The organism is Allomesorhizobium aridi (assembly GCF_043769475.1).
In the GTDB taxonomy this organism is placed as follows: domain Bacteria; phylum Pseudomonadota; class Alphaproteobacteria; order Rhizobiales; family Rhizobiaceae; genus Allomesorhizobium.
Window position 1 is genome coordinate 5691018 of the sequence record NZ_CP171729.1, and the last position, 16879, is coordinate 5707896.

General features: G+C 62.2%; 17 protein-coding genes and 1 pseudogene. 11 read left to right on the forward strand and 7 right to left on the reverse strand.

Annotation, left to right across the window (positions count from 1 at the left end; genetic code table 11):
- Window positions 1-8: 8 nt before the first annotated feature.
- A complete protein-coding gene (locus ACG873_RS30070) occupies window positions 9-1244 on the reverse strand; it encodes a nucleotide sugar dehydrogenase (protein WP_394889501.1) in 1236 nt (411 codons plus the stop codon).
- Between the two features lie 362 nt (window positions 1245-1606).
- Window positions 1607-2167: an LPS assembly lipoprotein LptE gene (lptE, locus tag ACG873_RS30075; protein ID WP_394889502.1), complete on the reverse strand. Its 561-nt coding sequence runs from the start codon at window positions 2165-2167 to the stop codon at window positions 1607-1609.
- Window positions 2168-2306: 139 nt separating this feature from the next.
- Between lptE and ACG873_RS30080 the strand changes: the two genes are divergently transcribed.
- Window positions 2307-2456 (forward strand): hypothetical protein, encoded by a 150-nt coding sequence (locus ACG873_RS30080; RefSeq protein WP_394889504.1) that lies wholly within the window; start codon window positions 2307-2309, stop codon window positions 2454-2456.
- A 321-nt stretch (window positions 2457-2777) separates the two neighbouring features.
- Here the strand turns inward: ACG873_RS30080 and ACG873_RS30085 are convergent, their stop codons facing one another.
- From ACG873_RS30085 to ACG873_RS30100, 4 genes are all read right to left on the reverse strand, one after another.
- Window positions 2778-3101, reverse strand: coding sequence for a hypothetical protein (locus tag ACG873_RS30085; protein ID WP_394889505.1), 324 nt, complete (start codon window positions 3099-3101; stop codon window positions 2778-2780).
- 372 nt (window positions 3102-3473) lie between these two features.
- Window positions 3474-3809 carry a hypothetical protein gene (locus ACG873_RS30090; protein WP_394889506.1) on the reverse strand — a complete coding sequence of 112 codons (336 nt, stop codon included), beginning with the start codon at window positions 3807-3809 and terminating at the stop codon, window positions 3474-3476.
- A complete protein-coding gene (locus tag ACG873_RS30095) occupies window positions 3809-4675 on the reverse strand; it encodes a DUF6772 family protein (RefSeq protein WP_394893771.1) in 867 nt (288 codons plus the stop codon). Before ACG873_RS30095 ends, ACG873_RS30090 begins: the two co-directional genes overlap by 1 nt.
- 41 nt (window positions 4676-4716) lie before the next feature.
- Window positions 4717-5883 (reverse strand): mandelate racemase/muconate lactonizing enzyme family protein, encoded by a 1167-nt coding sequence (locus tag ACG873_RS30100; RefSeq protein WP_394889508.1) that lies wholly within the window; start codon window positions 5881-5883, stop codon window positions 4717-4719.
- Between the two features lie 122 nt (window positions 5884-6005).
- Between ACG873_RS30100 and ACG873_RS30105 the strand changes: the two genes are divergently transcribed.
- Genes ACG873_RS30105 through ACG873_RS30135 form a run of 7 tightly spaced genes read left to right on the forward strand, consistent with a single transcriptional unit; the run spans window position 6006 to window position 12578 of the window.
- Entirely contained in the window at window positions 6006-6764 is a 759-nt protein-coding gene (locus ACG873_RS30105; RefSeq protein WP_394889510.1) for a FadR/GntR family transcriptional regulator, read from the forward strand.
- The gene (locus tag ACG873_RS30110) at window positions 6761-7552 is read left to right on the forward strand and encodes an SDR family NAD(P)-dependent oxidoreductase (protein ID WP_394889512.1); all 792 of its coding nucleotides are present in this window, start codon (window positions 6761-6763) and stop codon (window positions 7550-7552) included. The genes ACG873_RS30105 and ACG873_RS30110 overlap by 4 nt, the downstream gene beginning before the upstream one ends.
- Window positions 7549-8463, forward strand: coding sequence for an SMP-30/gluconolactonase/LRE family protein (locus ACG873_RS30115; RefSeq protein WP_394889513.1), 915 nt, complete (start codon window positions 7549-7551; stop codon window positions 8461-8463). The genes ACG873_RS30110 and ACG873_RS30115 overlap by 4 nt, the downstream gene beginning before the upstream one ends.
- A 31-nt stretch (window positions 8464-8494) precedes the next feature.
- Entirely contained in the window at window positions 8495-9742 is a 1248-nt protein-coding gene (locus ACG873_RS30120; protein WP_394889515.1) for an ABC transporter substrate-binding protein, read from the forward strand.
- 10 nt (window positions 9743-9752) lie between these two features.
- Entirely contained in the window at window positions 9753-10682 is a 930-nt protein-coding gene (locus ACG873_RS30125) for a carbohydrate ABC transporter permease (RefSeq protein ID WP_394889517.1), read from the forward strand.
- Window positions 10679-11521 (forward strand): carbohydrate ABC transporter permease, encoded by an 843-nt coding sequence (locus tag ACG873_RS30130; RefSeq protein WP_394889519.1) that lies wholly within the window; start codon window positions 10679-10681, stop codon window positions 11519-11521. The genes ACG873_RS30125 and ACG873_RS30130 overlap by 4 nt, the downstream gene beginning before the upstream one ends.
- 16 nt (window positions 11522-11537) lie before the next feature.
- Window positions 11538-12578, forward strand: coding sequence for an ABC transporter ATP-binding protein (locus ACG873_RS30135; protein WP_394889520.1), 1041 nt, complete (start codon window positions 11538-11540; stop codon window positions 12576-12578).
- Window positions 12579-12657: 79 nt separating this feature from the next.
- Here ACG873_RS30135 and ACG873_RS30140 read toward each other — a convergent pair whose 3' ends face one another.
- Entirely contained in the window at window positions 12658-13701 is a 1044-nt protein-coding gene (locus ACG873_RS30140; RefSeq protein ID WP_394889521.1) for a Kelch repeat-containing protein, read from the reverse strand.
- Window positions 13702-13838: 137 nt separating this feature from the next.
- On the opposite strand from ACG873_RS30140, the pseudogene ACG873_RS30145 reads away from it, so the two are divergent.
- The 3 genes and pseudogenes from ACG873_RS30145 (at window position 13839) to ACG873_RS30155 (ending at window position 16861) form a co-directional block, all read left to right on the forward strand.
- Window positions 13839-15079 (forward strand): annotated as a pseudogene (locus ACG873_RS30145) (ABC transporter substrate-binding protein).
- Between the two features lie 4 nt (window positions 15080-15083).
- Window positions 15084-16037 carry a carbohydrate ABC transporter permease gene (locus ACG873_RS30150; RefSeq protein ID WP_394889523.1) on the forward strand — a complete coding sequence of 318 codons (954 nt, stop codon included), beginning with the start codon at window positions 15084-15086 and terminating at the stop codon, window positions 16035-16037.
- Between the two features lie 8 nt (window positions 16038-16045).
- Window positions 16046-16861 (forward strand): carbohydrate ABC transporter permease, encoded by an 816-nt coding sequence (locus ACG873_RS30155; RefSeq protein WP_394889525.1) that lies wholly within the window; start codon window positions 16046-16048, stop codon window positions 16859-16861.
- Window positions 16862-16879: the final 18 nt, after the last annotated feature.

Consider the following 16879-nt stretch of genomic DNA (forward strand, 5'->3'; position numbering starts at 1 on the left):
ACGGTCTCCTAGAGACGTAAATCACTTGCGGCGGCGGGGAAAACGCCTTTGACGTCGAACACGACGCCGCCCGGCGCGGCAAAGCGGCGGATCGCCTCGCTGCCTTGTGCCCGGAAACGTTCATGGGCGACGGCGAGGACCACCCCCTGGTAGTCGCCCGGCTGCGGGTCGGTCTGGAGTCTTATCCCGTATTCCGCCTCCGCCTCCTGCGGGTCGGCCCAAGGATCGTGCACGTCGACATCGATGCCATAACCCGAAAGCTCCCGAACCACGTCGATTACCCTCGTGTTGCGGATGTCGGGACAGTTCTCCTTGAAGGTGAAACCCAGCACCAGGACCCGCGCCTGGGGTGCGTTCAGTCCGCGCGACATCAGAAGGCGCAGCAGGCGCGATGCGACGATCTCGCCCATCCCGTCATTGATGCGCCGTCCCGCCAGGATGATTTCAGGGTGGTGGCCCACCTCTTGCGCCTTGTGCGTCAGATAATAGGGGTCGACGCCGATGCAGTGGCCGCCGACGAGCCCCGGCCGGAAGGGCAGGAAATTCCACTTGGTTGCGGCCGCTTCCAGCACGCTCAGCGTGTCGATGCCCAGCCGGTGAAACAGGTTTGAAAATTCGTTGACGAGAGCGATATTGACGTCGCGCTGGGTATTCTCGATCACCTTGGCCGCTTCCGCGACGCGGATCGACGGCGCCTTGTAGGTGCCGGCGGTGATGACCGAGGCGTAAACCCGATCGACTAGGTCGGCTGTCTCGGGCGTCGACCCGGCGGTAACCTTGACGATCTTGTCGACCGTATGCTGTTTGTCGCCCGGATTGACCCGCTCTGGGCTGTAGCCTGCAAAAAAATCGACATTGCAGACAAGTCCCGACGCCTGCTCGATCACCGGCACACAGTCTTCCTCCGTGGCCCCTGGATAGACAGTGGACTCGAATACGACGACATCCCCCTTCGAGATGACCGCGCCGATGGTCTCGCAGGCAGCCTTGAGCAGGCTGAGATCGGGTCGCTTGGCGGCGTCGATGGGCGTCGGCACTGTGACAATGTAGAAATTGCACGGTTTCAAATCGTTGGGCGAGGCGGTGAAATGTACCGACGTCGACCGCAATGCCGGCCGATCGACCTCCTGCGTGCGGTCGACGCCTTCGCGCAATTCGGCGATGCGTTTCCCGCTGATATCGAATCCGGTCACGGGAAAACGGCCGGCGAAAAGTACCGCCAGCGGTAATCCGACATAACCCAATCCGATTATCCCGATACGTATCCCACCAATGTCATTCACGGTCCTGCACGCATGCCCATTTGATATCGACTTTGCTGGTCATAGACGATTTCGACTTCGGCTCAAGCGATTTCGGGCCGGGGCGCTGCGGAGGATATGCCGATCTCGACTATGCTTTTTTTACGAAAAGACCGTTCTGTGCCAGCTGAGAACACTGTTGCCGCCCCGCGCCTGAACGCCTTTCGTACGGAATTTTTCGACCTGCCGCGATAGAAGAAAAACGGCGAAACTTCTCGCGCCGCCGTCCGTCTCACCAAAGACGGGAAGCCTATAAAGCTGCCGGTTTGATTGCCAGCTGACGACCGGGATGACCAGAGAGAGCTTTATTGCGCCTTCAGTATATCTTGCGCGATGGCCAGCCTCAAAAGCTCAGCCAGTTCGCGAGCAGCCCGGTTCTCCGCGTCGCGTTCGGCGCGCAGAGCGGCAAATTCCTGGCGGGACCTGTCATAGGACGAGGAGATCCGGCGCCTTCCCGTCGCCACAACCTCGCCGGTCTTGGCCCTGGTCAGTACATAGGACGAAGTGAGCACGATCGTGCCGGCGGTTGGCCGGCTGTCCTTGGGCCGCTGAACGTAGGCAGCGCGTTCGTCGATCACTGTGATGCCCAAATCCAAGGCGTACTCTGCGTTGGCAGGCTGTCCGCTTCCGCCATTCATCAGGAAAATCAGGTGGTTGCGCACCTCCTGGGCGTAACGGGTCTCGACCGGTTTGATATTGACGCTGGAGAGCCCCGCGCTCTTCGTCGGCACTCCACCGGGAGCGGTCGCATCGGAATAAAGCGGGCGCACCGTGCATCCGGACATTGCGAAGGCGGATACAAGGCAAACCGAGATGATCATGCCGCGCAACTGGTGAGCCAAGGCTTTGCGTTCGGGCAACGGCATGGAGGATCCTCTATGAACCAAAGGAAAGGGTTTCGAGGTTCTGCACGAAGTCCGCCGCAAGGGCAAGCTTCGGTAGCGATCGCGTTAAGCGGAACCGCTTCACTCTCGGATGTTTCTGTCGCAACGCAAGGGATCGGTCATGATCCGGGATGTCGTGAAATCCAGCCTTAATCGTGGCGACACGAGCGTGCTGATTTGGATGCCGAAGGCAAACGGCACGGTGGGCTCGGTTAATTCGGGCAAAATCCTTTGGGTTTCGTCCGCACACCGCCAGTGCGGCGCGCTGTGACAAATCCTTCGACCTTATCCCGAATTCCTCCGGCAGAACGCTTCAATATAGACGAGAAAGCTCTAAATGGGCGGTTGCCGGCAGCGATCGAGCCGATGCGAATGTGCTGGCTGTCCCCTTATGGCGACTCACCGAAATATTCAGATCGCAGATAGCCATTCAATTATATTGGATCGACAGGGCAAAACGAGTCTGGCGCCGGATGGACCTGAAATGACAGCCGAGATGCGCCACAGCCGCCGCTAAATTAACGCGCAGACCGGGCGATGCGTTCTGTTCGACTCCAGGATCGCGTGGTACCCGTGGCACGGCTGCGGTTCATTACGAGGTGTCCACTCCGAGTTCGGATGCTTTGGTCTCGAACTCGTCCTTAATTTCGTTGAGCGTCGGCAGGTTCAGCGCCTTCAGGTCGGCATGCACTTTCTTAGCCGGGTCGGAGTTGAGGTCCCGCTTGAAATTCTCTACGACATCCTTAGCCGAACCGTAGCGCTGAAAGCGCTCTATCTCGGCTCGCGTTGCGTCCTGGACGTCCTTGAGCTTCTTCCTTTCTGCGTCGGAACGGCCTTCCGGCTTGGCCTTCATTACGGGATCGAACGCGCGGTCGATCAGGAATTCCACGAGCTGTCGTTTCGCATCTGATGCCATCGGCTTATTCCTCCTCGTCTGTGATCTCGGCCTTCCGAAACACTCCAGCTATAGGAATTCTATTTGCCGCTCCCGGACGGGAACTCAGGTGATTGCTGGCCGGACGGGCGCATCGACGCGGCAGCATTCGACCTTCCAGCTTCGCCTGCCGCTACCAGGCCACCTGAAACTCCCGTGCTCCAGGTTCTCCGAACGGACGGTGCCCGGGATGGTTCCGCGGAGATTCGCAATCAGATTTCCCTAACGGAAGAATTACCAGCGTCGGCCCTAGCCGCTGCTTTGGGCCTTGAATGACGCCGCAGGCGCCGACATCTTCGTTATTCCGATACTGACGAGTCGATGTCCGGCCGACCCGCGGATCGAGGACGCGTATTAAGCTTTGAGGTGAAGCGTCACGAGCACGGTGCACTCCGCCCCTTGCTCGAATTGCGTTGCCACGCGCAACCAGTTGCCGAAGCATGCCAGTCGAGCGGCCGCGATTGCGTCTTTCCGGCTCGGCATCTGGAATTCGGTGCCTTCGCGCAGCCAATGCATGCCGTCCGGCGATATCTCGATCCAAGCTGTCGGCGACGCGCCGACCGGCTGCTTGAGCGCCCGGATAAAGAACACTGCCTCGCGCGCCCAGCCGGCTTCGTAGGGTTCGCTGGCCGCGTCGCCGGTCCAGCGTTCGTTGCGGGCGATGACTGCCGTGATGTTCTCGGGCAGCATCAGAAATCCCCCGATATGCAGATGGAATCGACGTAGAGGAAGGCGCGCTTTGCCACGTCGGTTTCGGCGAACAGGCAGAAATTCATCATGCACCAGAGATTCTTCATCGCCGGGATGCGGATGGAATCGAAACCGGACAGGTCGAAGCTGCGGTCGTTGCAGTGCAGACCCAACGCCCGCATAGACTCCAGGTCGAAATCGAAACGCAGATAGCTCCAGTTCACCTTGGTCGCTATCTCATTGTAGCAGAGCCGCTGCTCGCCATCCGGCAAGTCGAGCCAGCCTTCAGGCGCCAGATGATAATGGCTCATGGTCTTGTCGCCGTCGCCGACCGCCTTGAACCTCGTCGTCTCGCGCTTGTACTGCCATTTCTGCAGGTGCTTGCCGTCCGCGGCGTTGAGGAAGCGCAGATGCGGCATCACCCGCTCGCCGTCGCCGTCACGGTCGCCGCCCTGCAGGTCGAACAGGAAGCCGATCGAACGCACGTCGGTTTCCGACAGTTTGAGCTCGCTCGCTTCCGGCTTGAAGGTGAAATAGAGCTCGAAGCGGATCGGTCCGCGCTTGCGGAAGGTGTGGCGCTTGATCGCAACGTTCTGCGCGCCGGGCCTCGCCCGCGTCGCGATCTTCAGCGCGTAGGAAGAGTCCATGCCGCCATGCGAACCGGCATCCCAATGGCCGAGCGTGGAAAGCATGGCGCTGGAATGCTGCGCGTAGCTCGGCAGCATCGTATCGAGATCGTCTTGATAATTGCCGACAAGCTGCGACCAGCCGCAATGCCCGCGCGAGAAATCGTCGAAGGAGATGATGCGGGGGAGCGGGTCGAAACGGCTGAGCGCCGGATCGGCGCGCAATATGGCGAGGCGCATCGCTTCGGCCATGTCGGTCGCGGTAAGATCGATGGATGCTTTCATCCGGCCCTCAATCTTTTCACCGCGTCCCAATCGATCTCGATACCGAGGCCCGGCCCGGTCGGCACCGGCAGCAGCCCGTTCTTCTGCCGGTCGGCGCCAGGGGCCGCGCCGGTGATCGCGGTCTTGAACGGGCTGGAATCGGTCTCGCACTCCATCGCCCGCAGGTTCGGCATCGCAGCGGCGAGATGCACGCTGGCCGTCTCGCACACGATACCCGACATGCCGATATGCGGCGCGTACTGGACGTCATGGGCCGCCGCGAACTCGGCCATGCGGCGCGTCTCGGTGATTCCGCCGGCGCGCGCAACGTCGGGCTGGAGGTAGGAAAGCGTACGGTTTTCGACAAGCCGCATCGCCTGGTCAAGCGTGAAATTGCTTTCGCCTGCCGCGAGCGGCGTGGCGCAACGGCGATGCAGTTCCTCGTAGCCGCGTTCGTCTTCGGGACGAAGCGGCTCCTCGAACCAGAAATAGGCGTTGTCGGTGAGCACGCGGCCGACTTCTACCGCTTCCTCCAGCGTGTAGGCCCAGTTGGCATCGACGCACAGTTCGATGTCGTCGCCCGCCTGTTTGCGCAATCGCTCGATCCGCCGCCGCGCTTCCTTCACCGGATTGGCGATCTTGACCTTGATGCGCGGAAATCCCTTTTCGAGATAGCGGTCGAGCTCGCGATCCATGAACTCGTCGCTGCCCCAATTGACGGAGGCGGCGTAAACCGGGACCTCGGTGCGGCCGACGCCGCCCAGCAGGCGATGTATCGGCAAGCCTGCAATCTTCCCCAGTATGTCCCACAATGCTATGTCAACGCCGGCTATCGCCTCGAACAGCATGCCGCCGGAGCGGCCGGACAGCGCGCGGCGCATGGTCCGCCAATGCGCCATGATGTCAGTCGGGTTGCCGCCGACGAGCCGGGGTTTGAGCGAGGTCTCGATGAGGTCGGTATAGGCCTTTGGCGAGAATCGCGCCAGCGCCTCACCCACGCCGGTGATGCCGGCGTCCGTGCGCACCTCGACAAGCACAATCGAAACCTCGGTGTATCTGCCCCAGGACGTCACTGTCGGCTGCGGCAGCTTCTGCGTCAGCGGATGCACAATCACATCGGTGATGCGGATGTCCGCCTTGTCGCTGCCTTCAACCGTCAACTCGTCCTCTCCCGCGTGTCGCATCAAGGCCACCTCGATGGGCCGACGCTGGAATTTCTAGCGAGCGCCAAGCAGCTTGGCAACTGATAAACTTAGTTGCTAAGTGGTAAAATGCTGTGCTAGCTGTTGCGCAATCGAGGATGTGAATGACCACAAGTCCGACCCGAAAGCCGATCTTCTCCGCCAGGCTCGCGAGCCCATTGCGGCTGGCGGACGCAGTGTCGGATGCTATCGCGGCCGCGTTGTTCGACGGCCGGATCGCGCCCGGCGAGGCGCTGCCTCCGGAAGGCGAGATCGCCAGGGAGTTCGGTGTGTCGAAGCCGATCGCCCGCGAGGCGCTGCGCCAACTCACCTCCGCAGGGCTGATCTCCACACAGCAGGGCAAAGTCGCGCGCGCCAAGGCGCTCAACGGCGAGCCGCTCGAGCGCATCTACGGCTATGCCGTGCGCTCGAGCCTCGAGCGGCTGCGCGAAGCCAACGAGATGCGCCGGGTGATCGAAACAGGCATTGCGCGGCTTGCCGCGGAGCGTCGCGACCAGGCCGGGCTGGACGCGATGAAGCAGGCCCTGGCCGACATGCGCGCCTCGCTTCGCGAACCGTCCGGCTTCACCGAGGCGGACATCCTGTTCCACCTCGGCCTCGCCATGGCGACGGGCAATTCGATGATCCGCGTCCAGATGGAAGGCTTGCGCTCGGTGCAGCGCGAGGTATCGGAGCTTTTCTCGCGCCGCGCCAACCGCACCGACGCGGACTGGAACGCGACGATCGAACGCCATCAGGCGATCTACGAGGCAATCGTGGCCGGCGATGCTGATCTCGCCGAACAGAGCATTAGGGTTCATTTCGAAGCGGCCGACATCGCCTCGTTCGAAGTCGCCGACAAGCTTGCGGCTGCGAAACAATGAGCGCGGACCGTTTTTCGCTGGAAGGCAAGCGCGCGCTGGTGACCGGCTCCAGCTCAGGCATCGGCAGGGCAATCGCGCTTGGCCTGGCGGAGCATGGAGCGGGCGTCGTGCTGCACCACTTCGGCGATGCGCAGGGCGCGGCCGGGGTTGCGCAGGAAATCGGTCGCGACACGCCCGTTCTGGAAGCGGACTTCACCGATACCGCCGCCGTATCGCTGTTCGCCGATGACGTGCTGGCGAACCTCGGCCCGATCGACATCCTGATCGCCAATGCCGCCATCGAGCGGCGGATGTCCTGGCAGGAGACATCGCCGGCACATGTCGAGGCGCATGTCGCGGCGAATTTCACTTCATTGCTGACGCTGACGCGCCGGCTCGTGCCGGCCATGGCGGAGCGCGGCTGGGGCAGGGTGGTGGCGACCGGCAGCGTGATGGCCACACGCCCGCGCGCGGAAAGCGTCGTGTACGCCTCCGTTAAGGCGGCGCAACTGGTCGCCATGTGCGCCATCGGCCGCGAGGTCGCGGGCCGCGGCGTAACCATGAACGTCGTGTCGCCCGGCGCGATCGAAACCGAAGCGACGGCGCATCGCTACGCCGATGCCGCGTTCCGTCGCGCAGTGGTGGCGAAAATTCCGGTGGGGCGGCAGGGTCGTCCGGACGATCTCGTCGGCGCTTTCATCTTTCTCTGCAGCGATGCCGCGAGCTACGTCACCGGTGCGAATATTCCCGTCGATGGCGGCTGGACGATAGGCGACGCGCCCGGCGCACTGCCCGGAGAGACGGCATGACCGGCGCCCCGAAAATCTCCGTGTTCCACGACGGGCGCGACCGGGTCGGCGAGAGCCCGCTTTGGGATGCCGGCTCGGCTTCGTTGTGGTGGGTCGATATCGGGGGCATGGCGCTGCGCCGCAAGCATGTGGCGAGCGGGCGGCTGACCAGCTTCGGTCTCGACATCATGCCCGGGGCGCTGGCGCTCGATGAGGATGGCTCGATCATCATCGCGGCCGGCGCTGGCTGGTATCGCTTTCATGCTGGGACCGGCGCGTTGAGCCTGATCGTCGAGGTGACGGCGCCGCATCCAGACATGCGCATGAACGATGGCGTTGTCGATCCGGCCGGCCGATTTTGGGCCGGCACGATGCATATGCCGCCCGAACGCGAGCCGATGGGAACCTTCTACGCGTTTGACGGCGACAAGGCCGTGGCGATGGTCGATGGCCTTCGCACGCAAAACGGCTGCGCGATCTCTCCGGACGGCAAGACATTTTATCTCTCCGACAGCCACCCCGCCGTCCGCACGATCTGGGCGTTCGATTTCGATGTCGATACGGGCGAGCTCGCCAATCGCCGCGTCTTCCACAAACCGTCGCGCGGGCGGCCGGACGGCGCCTGCGTCGATGCCGACGGCTGCTACTGGTTCGCGGCCGTCGATGGCGGATGCATCATCCAGCTCGATCCCGACGGCAACGAGGTCGCGTCGATCGACCTGCCGATGTCGCGCCCGACCAAGCCCGCCTTCGGCGGTGATGATCTCTCAACCATCTTCGTTACCTCGATGAGCGCCGGGCTCGATGCCACCCAGCTTGCATACGAGCCGCTGGCAGGGTCGGTCCTAGCCGTTGAGGCCGGCGTGCGCGGCTTCGCCCAGCCGCGTTTCAGGAGAACGCCCGCACGGCAGCCCGCCGCCGCGGGCTCGTAGAAACCGTTTATCGAAAAAGGGAGGAGAACATATGAAAGCCGCAAGAACATATTTGACAGCATCGGCACTGGCGATCGGCTTGATATCGACGCCGGCACTGGCGGAGGAACTTCGCTTCACCGTCTGGTCAGGCAACGAGGCGCATTTGAAGATGCTGAACGGCATTGCCGAAAGCTTCAAGGCCACGCATCCGGACGTCACCGTGAAGTTCGAGACCATCCCGCCGGCGGACTACACCCAGAAGCTCACCTTCCAGATCGCAGGCGGTAACCCGCCGGATCTCGGCTGGATGATGGAAGACGCGGCGCCGACCTTCGTGAAAGCCGGCGTGCTGTTGGACATCGGACCGTCGGTGAAAGCCGCCGAAGGCTACGATTTCGGCGACCTTACGCAGGCTGCGATGGGCCTGTGGCAGGATGGCGACAAGGTGTACGGCATTCCGTTCTCCACCTCGCCGTTCATGATCTACTACAACAAGGCGATGTTCGACAAAGTCGGTCTCGAAGACCCGCTGGCGCTCGCCGCCAAGGGTGAGTGGAACATGGACAAGTTCCAGGAAGTCGCCAAAAAGCTCACCGAAGCCAACCCGGGCAAGTGGGGTTTCGAGTTCAAGGACGGCGAGGGTTACGCTTCGCGCGTCATGCATGCGCTGATGCCGCCGATCCGCGCCTATGGCGGCGATGCCTGGGCAAACGGAGAATGCGGCTTCGACAAGCCGGAAGCCATTGCTGCGGTGACGCAGCTGCACGATATGGTGTTCAAGGACAAATCGATCGTGCCGCCGGGAGAGCAGGGCGACTACTTCTCCGGCAACTCGGCGATGACGATCAACCAGATCTCGCGCGCGTCGAAAATGCCGGAGGCCGGCTTCGCATGGGGTATCGCGCCGCTGCCGGCCGGCCCGGGCGGTGAATCCCCCGTGATCGGCCAGGCTGCGATCGTCGTCTTCGACCAGGGCAAACAGAAAGAACTCGCCGCCGAGTTCGTCGCGCACATGACGAACAAGGAGAACGTCGCCACCATGGCGCAGTTCTTCCCGCCGGCGCGCAAGAGTGTTCTCGAAACCGACGTCTTCATCAACAGCAACAAGCTGATTCCGGCCGACCAGATGAAAAACCTGAGCGCCGCGATCTCGGCCGGCAAGGTGCTGCCGAGCCATGAGAAGAGCCCGCAGATTCTCGCCGCTATGGCGCCGCGAATCGATGGTCTGTGGAAGGCTGACGCTGATGTTGAAGAGTCGCTGAAAGCCGTCTGCGCGGCGATCGAGCCTCTGCTGTAGCGCCCGGCCGATGACCGAGACCACTCTCCGGCAAGCCACGGCGCGCCCAAAGGACGCGCCGTGGCTTTCCTTGAAGTACAGGGAGATGCTGGAAGCCTGGCTATTCATCAGCCCCACGCTGATCGGCTTCCTGATCTTTTTCCTCGGGCCGCTGATCGCCATCGTCTATTACTCGATGACCGAGTGGAACCTGCTGACCCAGCAGGCGAAATTCGTGGGGCTCGATAATTTTCAGGACGCGTTGTTCGTCAACCCGGATTTCTGGCACGTCGTGCGCAATTCGGTGATCTTCGCGCTCGGCCTCGTGCCGCTAAACATGGCGTTGGCGCTTAGTCTGGCGCTCGCGCTGTCACGGCCGTTCTTCGGCGTCGTGTTCTTCCGGACCGTCTTTTTCGCTCCTGTGATCACCTCGGCAATCGCCTGGGCGATCGTCTGGAAATTCCTGCTGCAGGGCGAAGCGGGCGCGGTGAACCAGATGCTCGCCTGGGTCGGCATCGACGGTCCCAACTGGCTGCGGGAGCCTAACTGGGCGATGGCGGCCGTCATCGTCACCCGCGTCATCAAGATGGTCGGCCTGAACATGATCCTCTACATCGCCGCGCTCCAGGCGATCCCGCGCGACTATGAGGAAGCAGCGCGCCTCGAAGGCGCTTCGCGCTGGCAGATATTCCGCATGATCGTCTGGCCGCTGCTCGCGCCGACCACGCTCGTCATCATGGTCATCACCACGATCGGCTCGTTCAAGGTGTTCGACCACATCTATCAGATGACTGGCGGCGGGCCGGAAAATGGCACGCTGGTGCTCGCCTATTACATCTATCAGCAGGGCTTCGAGTTCTTCGACGTTGGCTACGCCTCGGCGCTGGCGATGGTCATGTTCGTCATTGTCATGGTGCTGACTGTCGTGCAGGTCACGGTTCGGCGGAAGGGAATGGAATGACTCACCGCCAGATCCGGATCATCTACCGCACCTGCTGGACGTTGGCGCTGCTCATCGTCGCGATCCCGTTCGTTTTTCCCTTCCTCTGGATGGTGTCGGCCGGCTTCAAGAGCGTCACGGAGATATTCGGTCCGCCGAGCCTCATCCCCCGGGTCTGGCGGTTCCAGAACTTTGTCGAGGTCTTCACCTATCAGCCATTCGCGAGACAGTATTTCAATTCGATCTACATAGCGCTTGCGGTCACGGCGCTGACGCTCGTCATCTCCTCTCTCGCCGGCTATGCGCTGGCGCGCATGCGCTTCGCCGGCGCCGGGTTGCTGATGCTGTTCCTCGTCTCGGCGCTGATGGTGCCGGAGGAGGTGACCATCATCCCGAACTTTTTCCTCATCAAATGGATGGGATTGATGGACACCCATTGGCCGCTGATCCTGTTGCCGACCTTCGGCCCACACGGCGTCATGGCGACCTTCCTCATGCGCCAGTATTTCCTGGCGCTGCCGAAAGAACTGGAAGAGGCAGGCAGGATGGACGGCCTGTCGCGACTCGGCATCTGGTGGCGCATCGCGCTGCCCATGTCGCGTCCGGCGCTCGCCGCCGTTGCAATCATCACCTTCCTGTTCTCGTGGAACCTCTTCCTCGAGCCGCTCATCTTCCTGAGTTCGCTCGAAATGTTCACGCTGCCGCTGGCGCTTTCGAATTTCACCGACACCTACGGCCTGCCGCTCTGGAACCTGCAACTCGCCGCGACCACGCTCGCGGTGGTTCCGATCCTGATCGTCTATCTAATCGCGCAGCGCCAGATCATCGAAAGCTTCGCGCTGTCGGGCGTCAAAGGCTGAGACGAAGGAAATCCTAATGACCGGTCTCGTCCTGAAAGATCTGAAAAAGCGCTTCGGCGGCACCCAGGTGATCCGTGGCGTCGACCTCGCGATCGAGGATGGCGAATTCGTCGTCTTCGTCGGCCCGTCCGGCTGCGGCAAGTCCACGCTGCTGCGCATGATTTCCGGCCTAGAGGATATCACCAGCGGCGAGCTCTACATCGGCGACAGGCTGGTGAACGACGTGCAGGCGGCCAAGCGCGGCGTGGCCATGGTGTTTCAATCCTACGCGCTCTATCCTCATCTCAACGTGCGCGACAATATGGGCTTCGGCCTCAAGGTGCGAAAAGTGCCGGCGGAGGAGCGCGAGCGGCGCGTCAACGAGGCCGCGGCGACGCTGAAGCTCGATGCGCTGCTGCACCGGTATCCGCGCGAACTCTCGGGCGGCCAGCGCCAGCGCGTCGCGATCGGCCGCGCCATCGTCGGCAATCCGGACGTGTTCCTTTTCGACGAGCCGCTGTCCAATCTCGACGCGGAATTGCGTGTCCATATGCGCTCCGAGATCGCGTCGCTGCACAAGCGGCTGTCGACCACGATGGTCTATGTCACGCACGATCAGATCGAGGCGATGACGCTCGCGGACAAGATCGTCGTGCTGCGCGACGGGCTGATCGAACAGGTCGGCTCGCCGCGCGAACTCTACGAGCGGCCGGGCAATCTGTTCGTCGCCCAATTCATCGGCAGCCCGAAGATGAATATCCTTCCGGCGGCGAGCGCTAAGTTGCTTGCCCCGTCGTCCACTCCGCCGGCTTCGGCCGAAAGCGTCGGCATTCGGCCTGAACATCTGTCGGTCGTCGAACCCTCGGATAACATTCTGCGCGGCAGGATCGCGTTGAATGAATATACTGGCGCTGTAACGTTGATACATGTCGAACTGCCGACTAGACAGACCTGTCTCGTCGTCCACGATGGCAAAGAGCTCCCAGCTTTCGGCAGTGAAATCGGCCTTGTAGCCGATCCTCGGAACCTTCACTTTTTCGATCGAAACGAAGTGGCTGTGAAGAACGGTTCTTGGTAGCGGACAGCTACCGACTTTGCCCACACCCGAAACCTGCGGGCCGACACGCTCAGCCATGTTCGCAAGATGCTGGACAGCCTCACTGACATGAGACGGCCGGGCGATAGACCTGATTGTGCAGGCCGCCCGAGGATCCGCCGACCTCAGTGCCGCCGCCAGGCGCATGGATCAGCCCGTTGACGAAGGCCGAGCCGGTGACGCCGTGGACGGGAAGCGGCATGTCGGGAAGCTTCTTCCAGCTGTCGGAGCGGGGATCGTAATAATCGTGATCGGGAAACATGCCTGCGGCCGACTCGCCGCCCCAGGCGTGCAGGCATCCATCGGCCAGCACTCCGTTGATGCCGCTGCGCGGACGGAGCATCGGCGCGGCGACGCTCCAGGTGCGGGTTTTGGGGTCGAATACCTCGTGGGCGGCGGTCTGGCCGGAGCGGAAGCCGCCTCCGAGCCGGCCGCCGTTGATGTGGATGCGCCCGTTGATCGCCGCACCCGCGATGTGATTGCGTTGACTGGGCAAATTGGGCAGCGGTTCCCAGCGGTTGGCCGCCGGGTCGTAGACGGCGAAGTCGTGACCGTGCGGCGGTCGCCCGCCGGCGACATAGATAAGCCCGTCATGCACGATGGCGACGCCCGCCGAGCGCCGCGTCGGCATCTTGGCCTTCTCCACCCAATCGCCGACTGCCGGATCCAGCTCGTAGACCGTGTCGACATAGGTGTCGCCTTCAGCCTCGGTCTGGCCGCCGATCAGGTAGATCTTGCCGTTCACGCCCACGGCCATGCCGTGATTGTTGGGCTGCGGCAGGTCCGGCCCCATTTCCCAGCGGTCGGCGGCGATGTCGTAGACCTGCACTGTCCTCACCGTCACCCGGTCGGCCGGATAGCCGCCGAGGATGTAGAGCCGGCCGTCGAGTTCGGCCACGGCGAATTCGCTGTTGGGTGCGAGAAGCTCGGCGCGGTGCACCCATTGTCCCGGCTCCTGCGCGAGGGCGGTCGCGGCAAGCAGTGAGAAGAGGGTCAGCACTGCGAGCGGTTGGGCAAGGCGGATCATGGTCTCCTCCTTCAATGGGCGACGATGGGCCCACAGGCTCGTCACCACGTAGCCGACGATCAGCACGACCAGCGGCATCTGCGCGGCCGCAGGTGGTGACGGTCTTTCGTGGAACGGGTCAATTCACGATTGACAAACGGGTATTGGTGGGGCGTATTAATCGATTAATAGAAGGACCTTGTTAAGGCGACCAGACCATTCCAGGGAGGAAAGAGATGAGTTGGTGGAGAACGACTAGGCTTTTTATCGGTACGGGATTGGGTGCGCTTCTGGCGACGGCGGCGAGTGCGGAAACATTGACCGTCTATTGGAACGCGGGCCACGCCTATCAAGCCTACTCCGATGTGATCAAGAAATTCGAAGCCGACCACCCCGGCTGGTCGGTGCGCTGGGAGAAGTTCCAGTGGCCGGACATGCGAACCAAGCTGGTGGCGGATTTCGCCGCCAAGAACCCGCCCGATCTCGTGGCCGAGCCTGGCGGCTGGGTGCAGGAATTCGGCCAGAAGGGTCTTTGCAGCCGCTCAACGACGTCATTGCCAAGGACGGCGCGGCGATTGGCTTTCCGGATGACTGGCAGGCTTACGCCGTCGAACGGAACAAGCTCGGCGAGCAGTACTACGGCGTCCAGATCCATCTGACCTGCGCGACTCTCGTCTACAATGTTGACATGCTGAAGGAAGCGGGCTTCGACGCACCGCCGGCGACATGGGAAGAGTTCCTGAAGGTCGCCAAGGCAACGACGACGGGCGGGCGCTTCGGCTTCGCGCCTAATCCGAGCATCGGCTATTACTGGTCGTGGTTTCTCCAGAACGGCGTCAGTTACTACGACCCCAAGACAAACAAGGTCAATCTCGACAGCCCCGAGGCGATCGAGGCGATCCAGTTTCTCTCCGACCTGATCCACAAGGAAAAGGCCGCGACAAGGCCGGTAACGGGCGCGGATTACGAGGGACCGCAAAAGCTCTTCACAGCCAATCGTGTGGCCATGATCATCACCGGTCCATGGGATGTGAAGCCGATCCGTTCGGGCAATCCCAAGCTTAACTGGGCGGTGGCGCCGTCGCTGAAGCACAAGGAGCAGGCAACCTTCGCCGGCGGCGTCAGCCTGATGATCCCGAAGGACTCCAAGCACCCGGCGGAAGCCTGGGACCTTCTGAAGCGACTTGTTGCCCTCGACACGGAACTCGCGGCTACGAAGGAGGCCGGCATGACGATGCCGCGCAAGTCCTGGGCGGAAAACCCGGAGATCCAGGCAGATCCGGTCATCGGCAATTTCGGCGCATGCCTTCCATATGCGCAGGACACGACCGCCGCGCTTCGCCTGACCGGCAAGCACGCGCGCATCGACAAACTGCTCCAGAGCGCGCTCGAGCAGATCGTCTTCAATCAGGCGCCGGCGGCGGAGGTCATGCCGAAATTCGCGGCCGAGGCGAATGCCATCCTGGCGGGCAACTAGGCGGATGGGCGCTGGGGGACGCGAGGCGGTGGCCGCTGGTGTAGGGAACGGCCACCCAACCGCCCTGCGCCGCCCGCGCCGGGTCAGTCTGAAGACGCGCCGCGCATTCGTCGCCTACCTCCTCCTGTCGCCGGCGATCGTCTATTTCATCGTCTTTTTCTTCTATCCGATCGGCCTGGAGTTCTGGGCGAGCCTCTACAGCGGTCAGCCGCTGATCGGCGAAAGCCAGTTCGCGGGCTTCGACAACTATATGACGGCACTTCAGGACGCGCGGGTCCGGCAATCGGTTTTCGTGACGCTTGCCTTCGCGATTGGCGTGACGGTGGCGAGCATCGTCATAGGGCTCGGCCTCGCCGTCCTGCTCAACCGGCCGATCCCGGGGCGCGCGGCGATCCGCGCGATCATCTTCTTCCCCTATATCATCTCCTTCGTGATCGTCGCGCTGATGTGGCAGGCGATTCTGGACCCCTATACCGGGATATTGAACAGCATCCTCGCGGAACTCGGCCTGCCGACGCAGAGCTGGCTCTCCGAAACCTCGACCGCGCTCCCGACGCTCATCGCCATTACGGTCTGGAAGGATGTCGGCTATGCGATGCTGATCTACCTCGCGGCGCTCCAGTCGATCCCTGGCGACTTCTACGATGCGGCCTCGATTGACGGTGCGTCGCCGGCGCAGCAGTTCCGCTACGTGACTTGGCCGCTGCTCACGCCGACGACGCTCTTTATCGCAGTCGTCAGCACGATCAGTCAGCTCCAGGAACTCGCGCCGGCGTACCTCATTACCAAGGGCGGCCCCGCCGACGCGACCCGGCTTTTCAGCCTGCATGTGTTCGAGGCCGCCTTCTTCGAGCTGAATATTGGCTACGCATCGGCGCTTTCCTTCCTCATGTTCCTGCTGATCCTGGCCATAACCTTTGTCCAGTTTCGGTTGCTCAACCGCGAAGTCAGCTATTGAGGGTTGGAATGACACTGACGAAAACGGTCCTCACCTATCTGCTCTTGATGCTCTGCGTCGTGCTCTGCATCTTTCCGTTTCTCTACATGCTGTCGCTGTCACTCCAGAGCGACGCGGACATTTTCAGTGGCGTACCGATCATCATTCCGGAGACGCTGCATTTCACGAACTATCTCGACATCTGGCAGAAGGCGCCATTCGCCCGTTTCACGCTCAACAGCTTCATCATCGCCGGCGGGATCACACTCCTCCATCTGATCTTCGATCCACTGATCGGCTACGTGTTCGCCAAGATGGATTTTCCCGGCAAGCGGTTCATGTTCGTCGCAATCCTCTCGACGCTGATGATCCCCTTCTTCATCCGCATGATCCCGCTTTATGTCCTCACCGCGCGGATGGGCTGGCTGAACACCTATCAAGGCCTCATCGTGCCTTTCGCCATGAGCGCCTACGGCATCTTCCTGATGCGGCAGTTCATTCGCCCGATCCCGGACGAACTGATCGACGCCGCGCGTATCGACGGCTGCTCGGAATTTGGCATCTATTGGCGGATCGTGCTGCCGCAGGTCCGCCCGGCGCTCGCGACGCTTGCGCTCCTCACCTTCGTCTTTCAGTGGAACGAATTCCTCTGGCCGCTTGTCGCGGTGAGCACGACCGAGATGCGGCCGATCACGACGGGGCTAACGCTCTTCAACCAGGAATTCTTCACCCAGTGGAACCTGACGGCGACGGGCGGGGTCATCCTCTTCGTACCGAGCCTTCTCCTGTTCCTTGTCACCCAGCGCTACTTCGTGCGCAGCGTCATGCTGGCAGGCATGAAATAACCCATCCGGAGCAAGTGC

Bases quoted from the DNA above. Each gene is read 5' to 3' on its own strand.
- ACG873_RS30140 (WP_394889521.1), bottom strand. From the start codon at position 13,701: ATGCCGCTGGTCGTGCTGATCGTCGGCTACGTGGTGACGAGCCTGTGG.
- ACG873_RS30090 (WP_394889506.1), bottom strand. From the start codon at position 3,809: ATGCTGCCCGAGAACATCACGGCAGTCATCGCCCGCAACGAACGCTGG.
- ACG873_RS30130 (WP_394889519.1), top strand. From the start codon at position 10,679: ATGACTCACCGCCAGATCCGGATCATCTACCGCACCTGCTGGACGTTG.
- ACG873_RS30120 (WP_394889515.1), top strand. From the start codon at position 8,495: ATGAAAGCCGCAAGAACATATTTGACAGCATCGGCACTGGCGATCGGC.
- ACG873_RS30110 (WP_394889512.1), top strand. From the start codon at position 6,761: ATGAGCGCGGACCGTTTTTCGCTGGAAGGCAAGCGCGCGCTGGTGACC.
- ACG873_RS30100 (WP_394889508.1), bottom strand. From the start codon at position 5,883: ATGCGACACGCGGGAGAGGACGAGTTGACGGTTGAAGGCAGCGACAAG.
- ACG873_RS30085 (WP_394889505.1), bottom strand. From the start codon at position 3,101: ATGGCATCAGATGCGAAACGACAGCTCGTGGAATTCCTGATCGACCGC.
- ACG873_RS30150 (WP_394889523.1), top strand. From the start codon at position 15,084: ATGGGCGCTGGGGGACGCGAGGCGGTGGCCGCTGGTGTAGGGAACGGC.
- ACG873_RS30125 (WP_394889517.1), top strand. From the start codon at position 9,753: ATGACCGAGACCACTCTCCGGCAAGCCACGGCGCGCCCAAAGGACGCG.
- ACG873_RS30115 (WP_394889513.1), top strand. From the start codon at position 7,549: ATGACCGGCGCCCCGAAAATCTCCGTGTTCCACGACGGGCGCGACCGG.
- ACG873_RS30135 (WP_394889520.1), top strand. From the start codon at position 11,538: ATGACCGGTCTCGTCCTGAAAGATCTGAAAAAGCGCTTCGGCGGCACC.
- ACG873_RS30095 (WP_394893771.1), bottom strand. From the start codon at position 4,675: ATGCGCCTCGCCATATTGCGCGCCGATCCGGCGCTCAGCCGTTTCGAC.
- ACG873_RS30080 (WP_394889504.1), top strand. From the start codon at position 2,307: ATGATCCGGGATGTCGTGAAATCCAGCCTTAATCGTGGCGACACGAGC.
- ACG873_RS30155 (WP_394889525.1), top strand. From the start codon at position 16,046: ATGACACTGACGAAAACGGTCCTCACCTATCTGCTCTTGATGCTCTGC.
- ACG873_RS30105 (WP_394889510.1), top strand. From the start codon at position 6,006: ATGACCACAAGTCCGACCCGAAAGCCGATCTTCTCCGCCAGGCTCGCG.
- lptE (WP_394889502.1), bottom strand. From the start codon at position 2,167: ATGCCGTTGCCCGAACGCAAAGCCTTGGCTCACCAGTTGCGCGGCATG.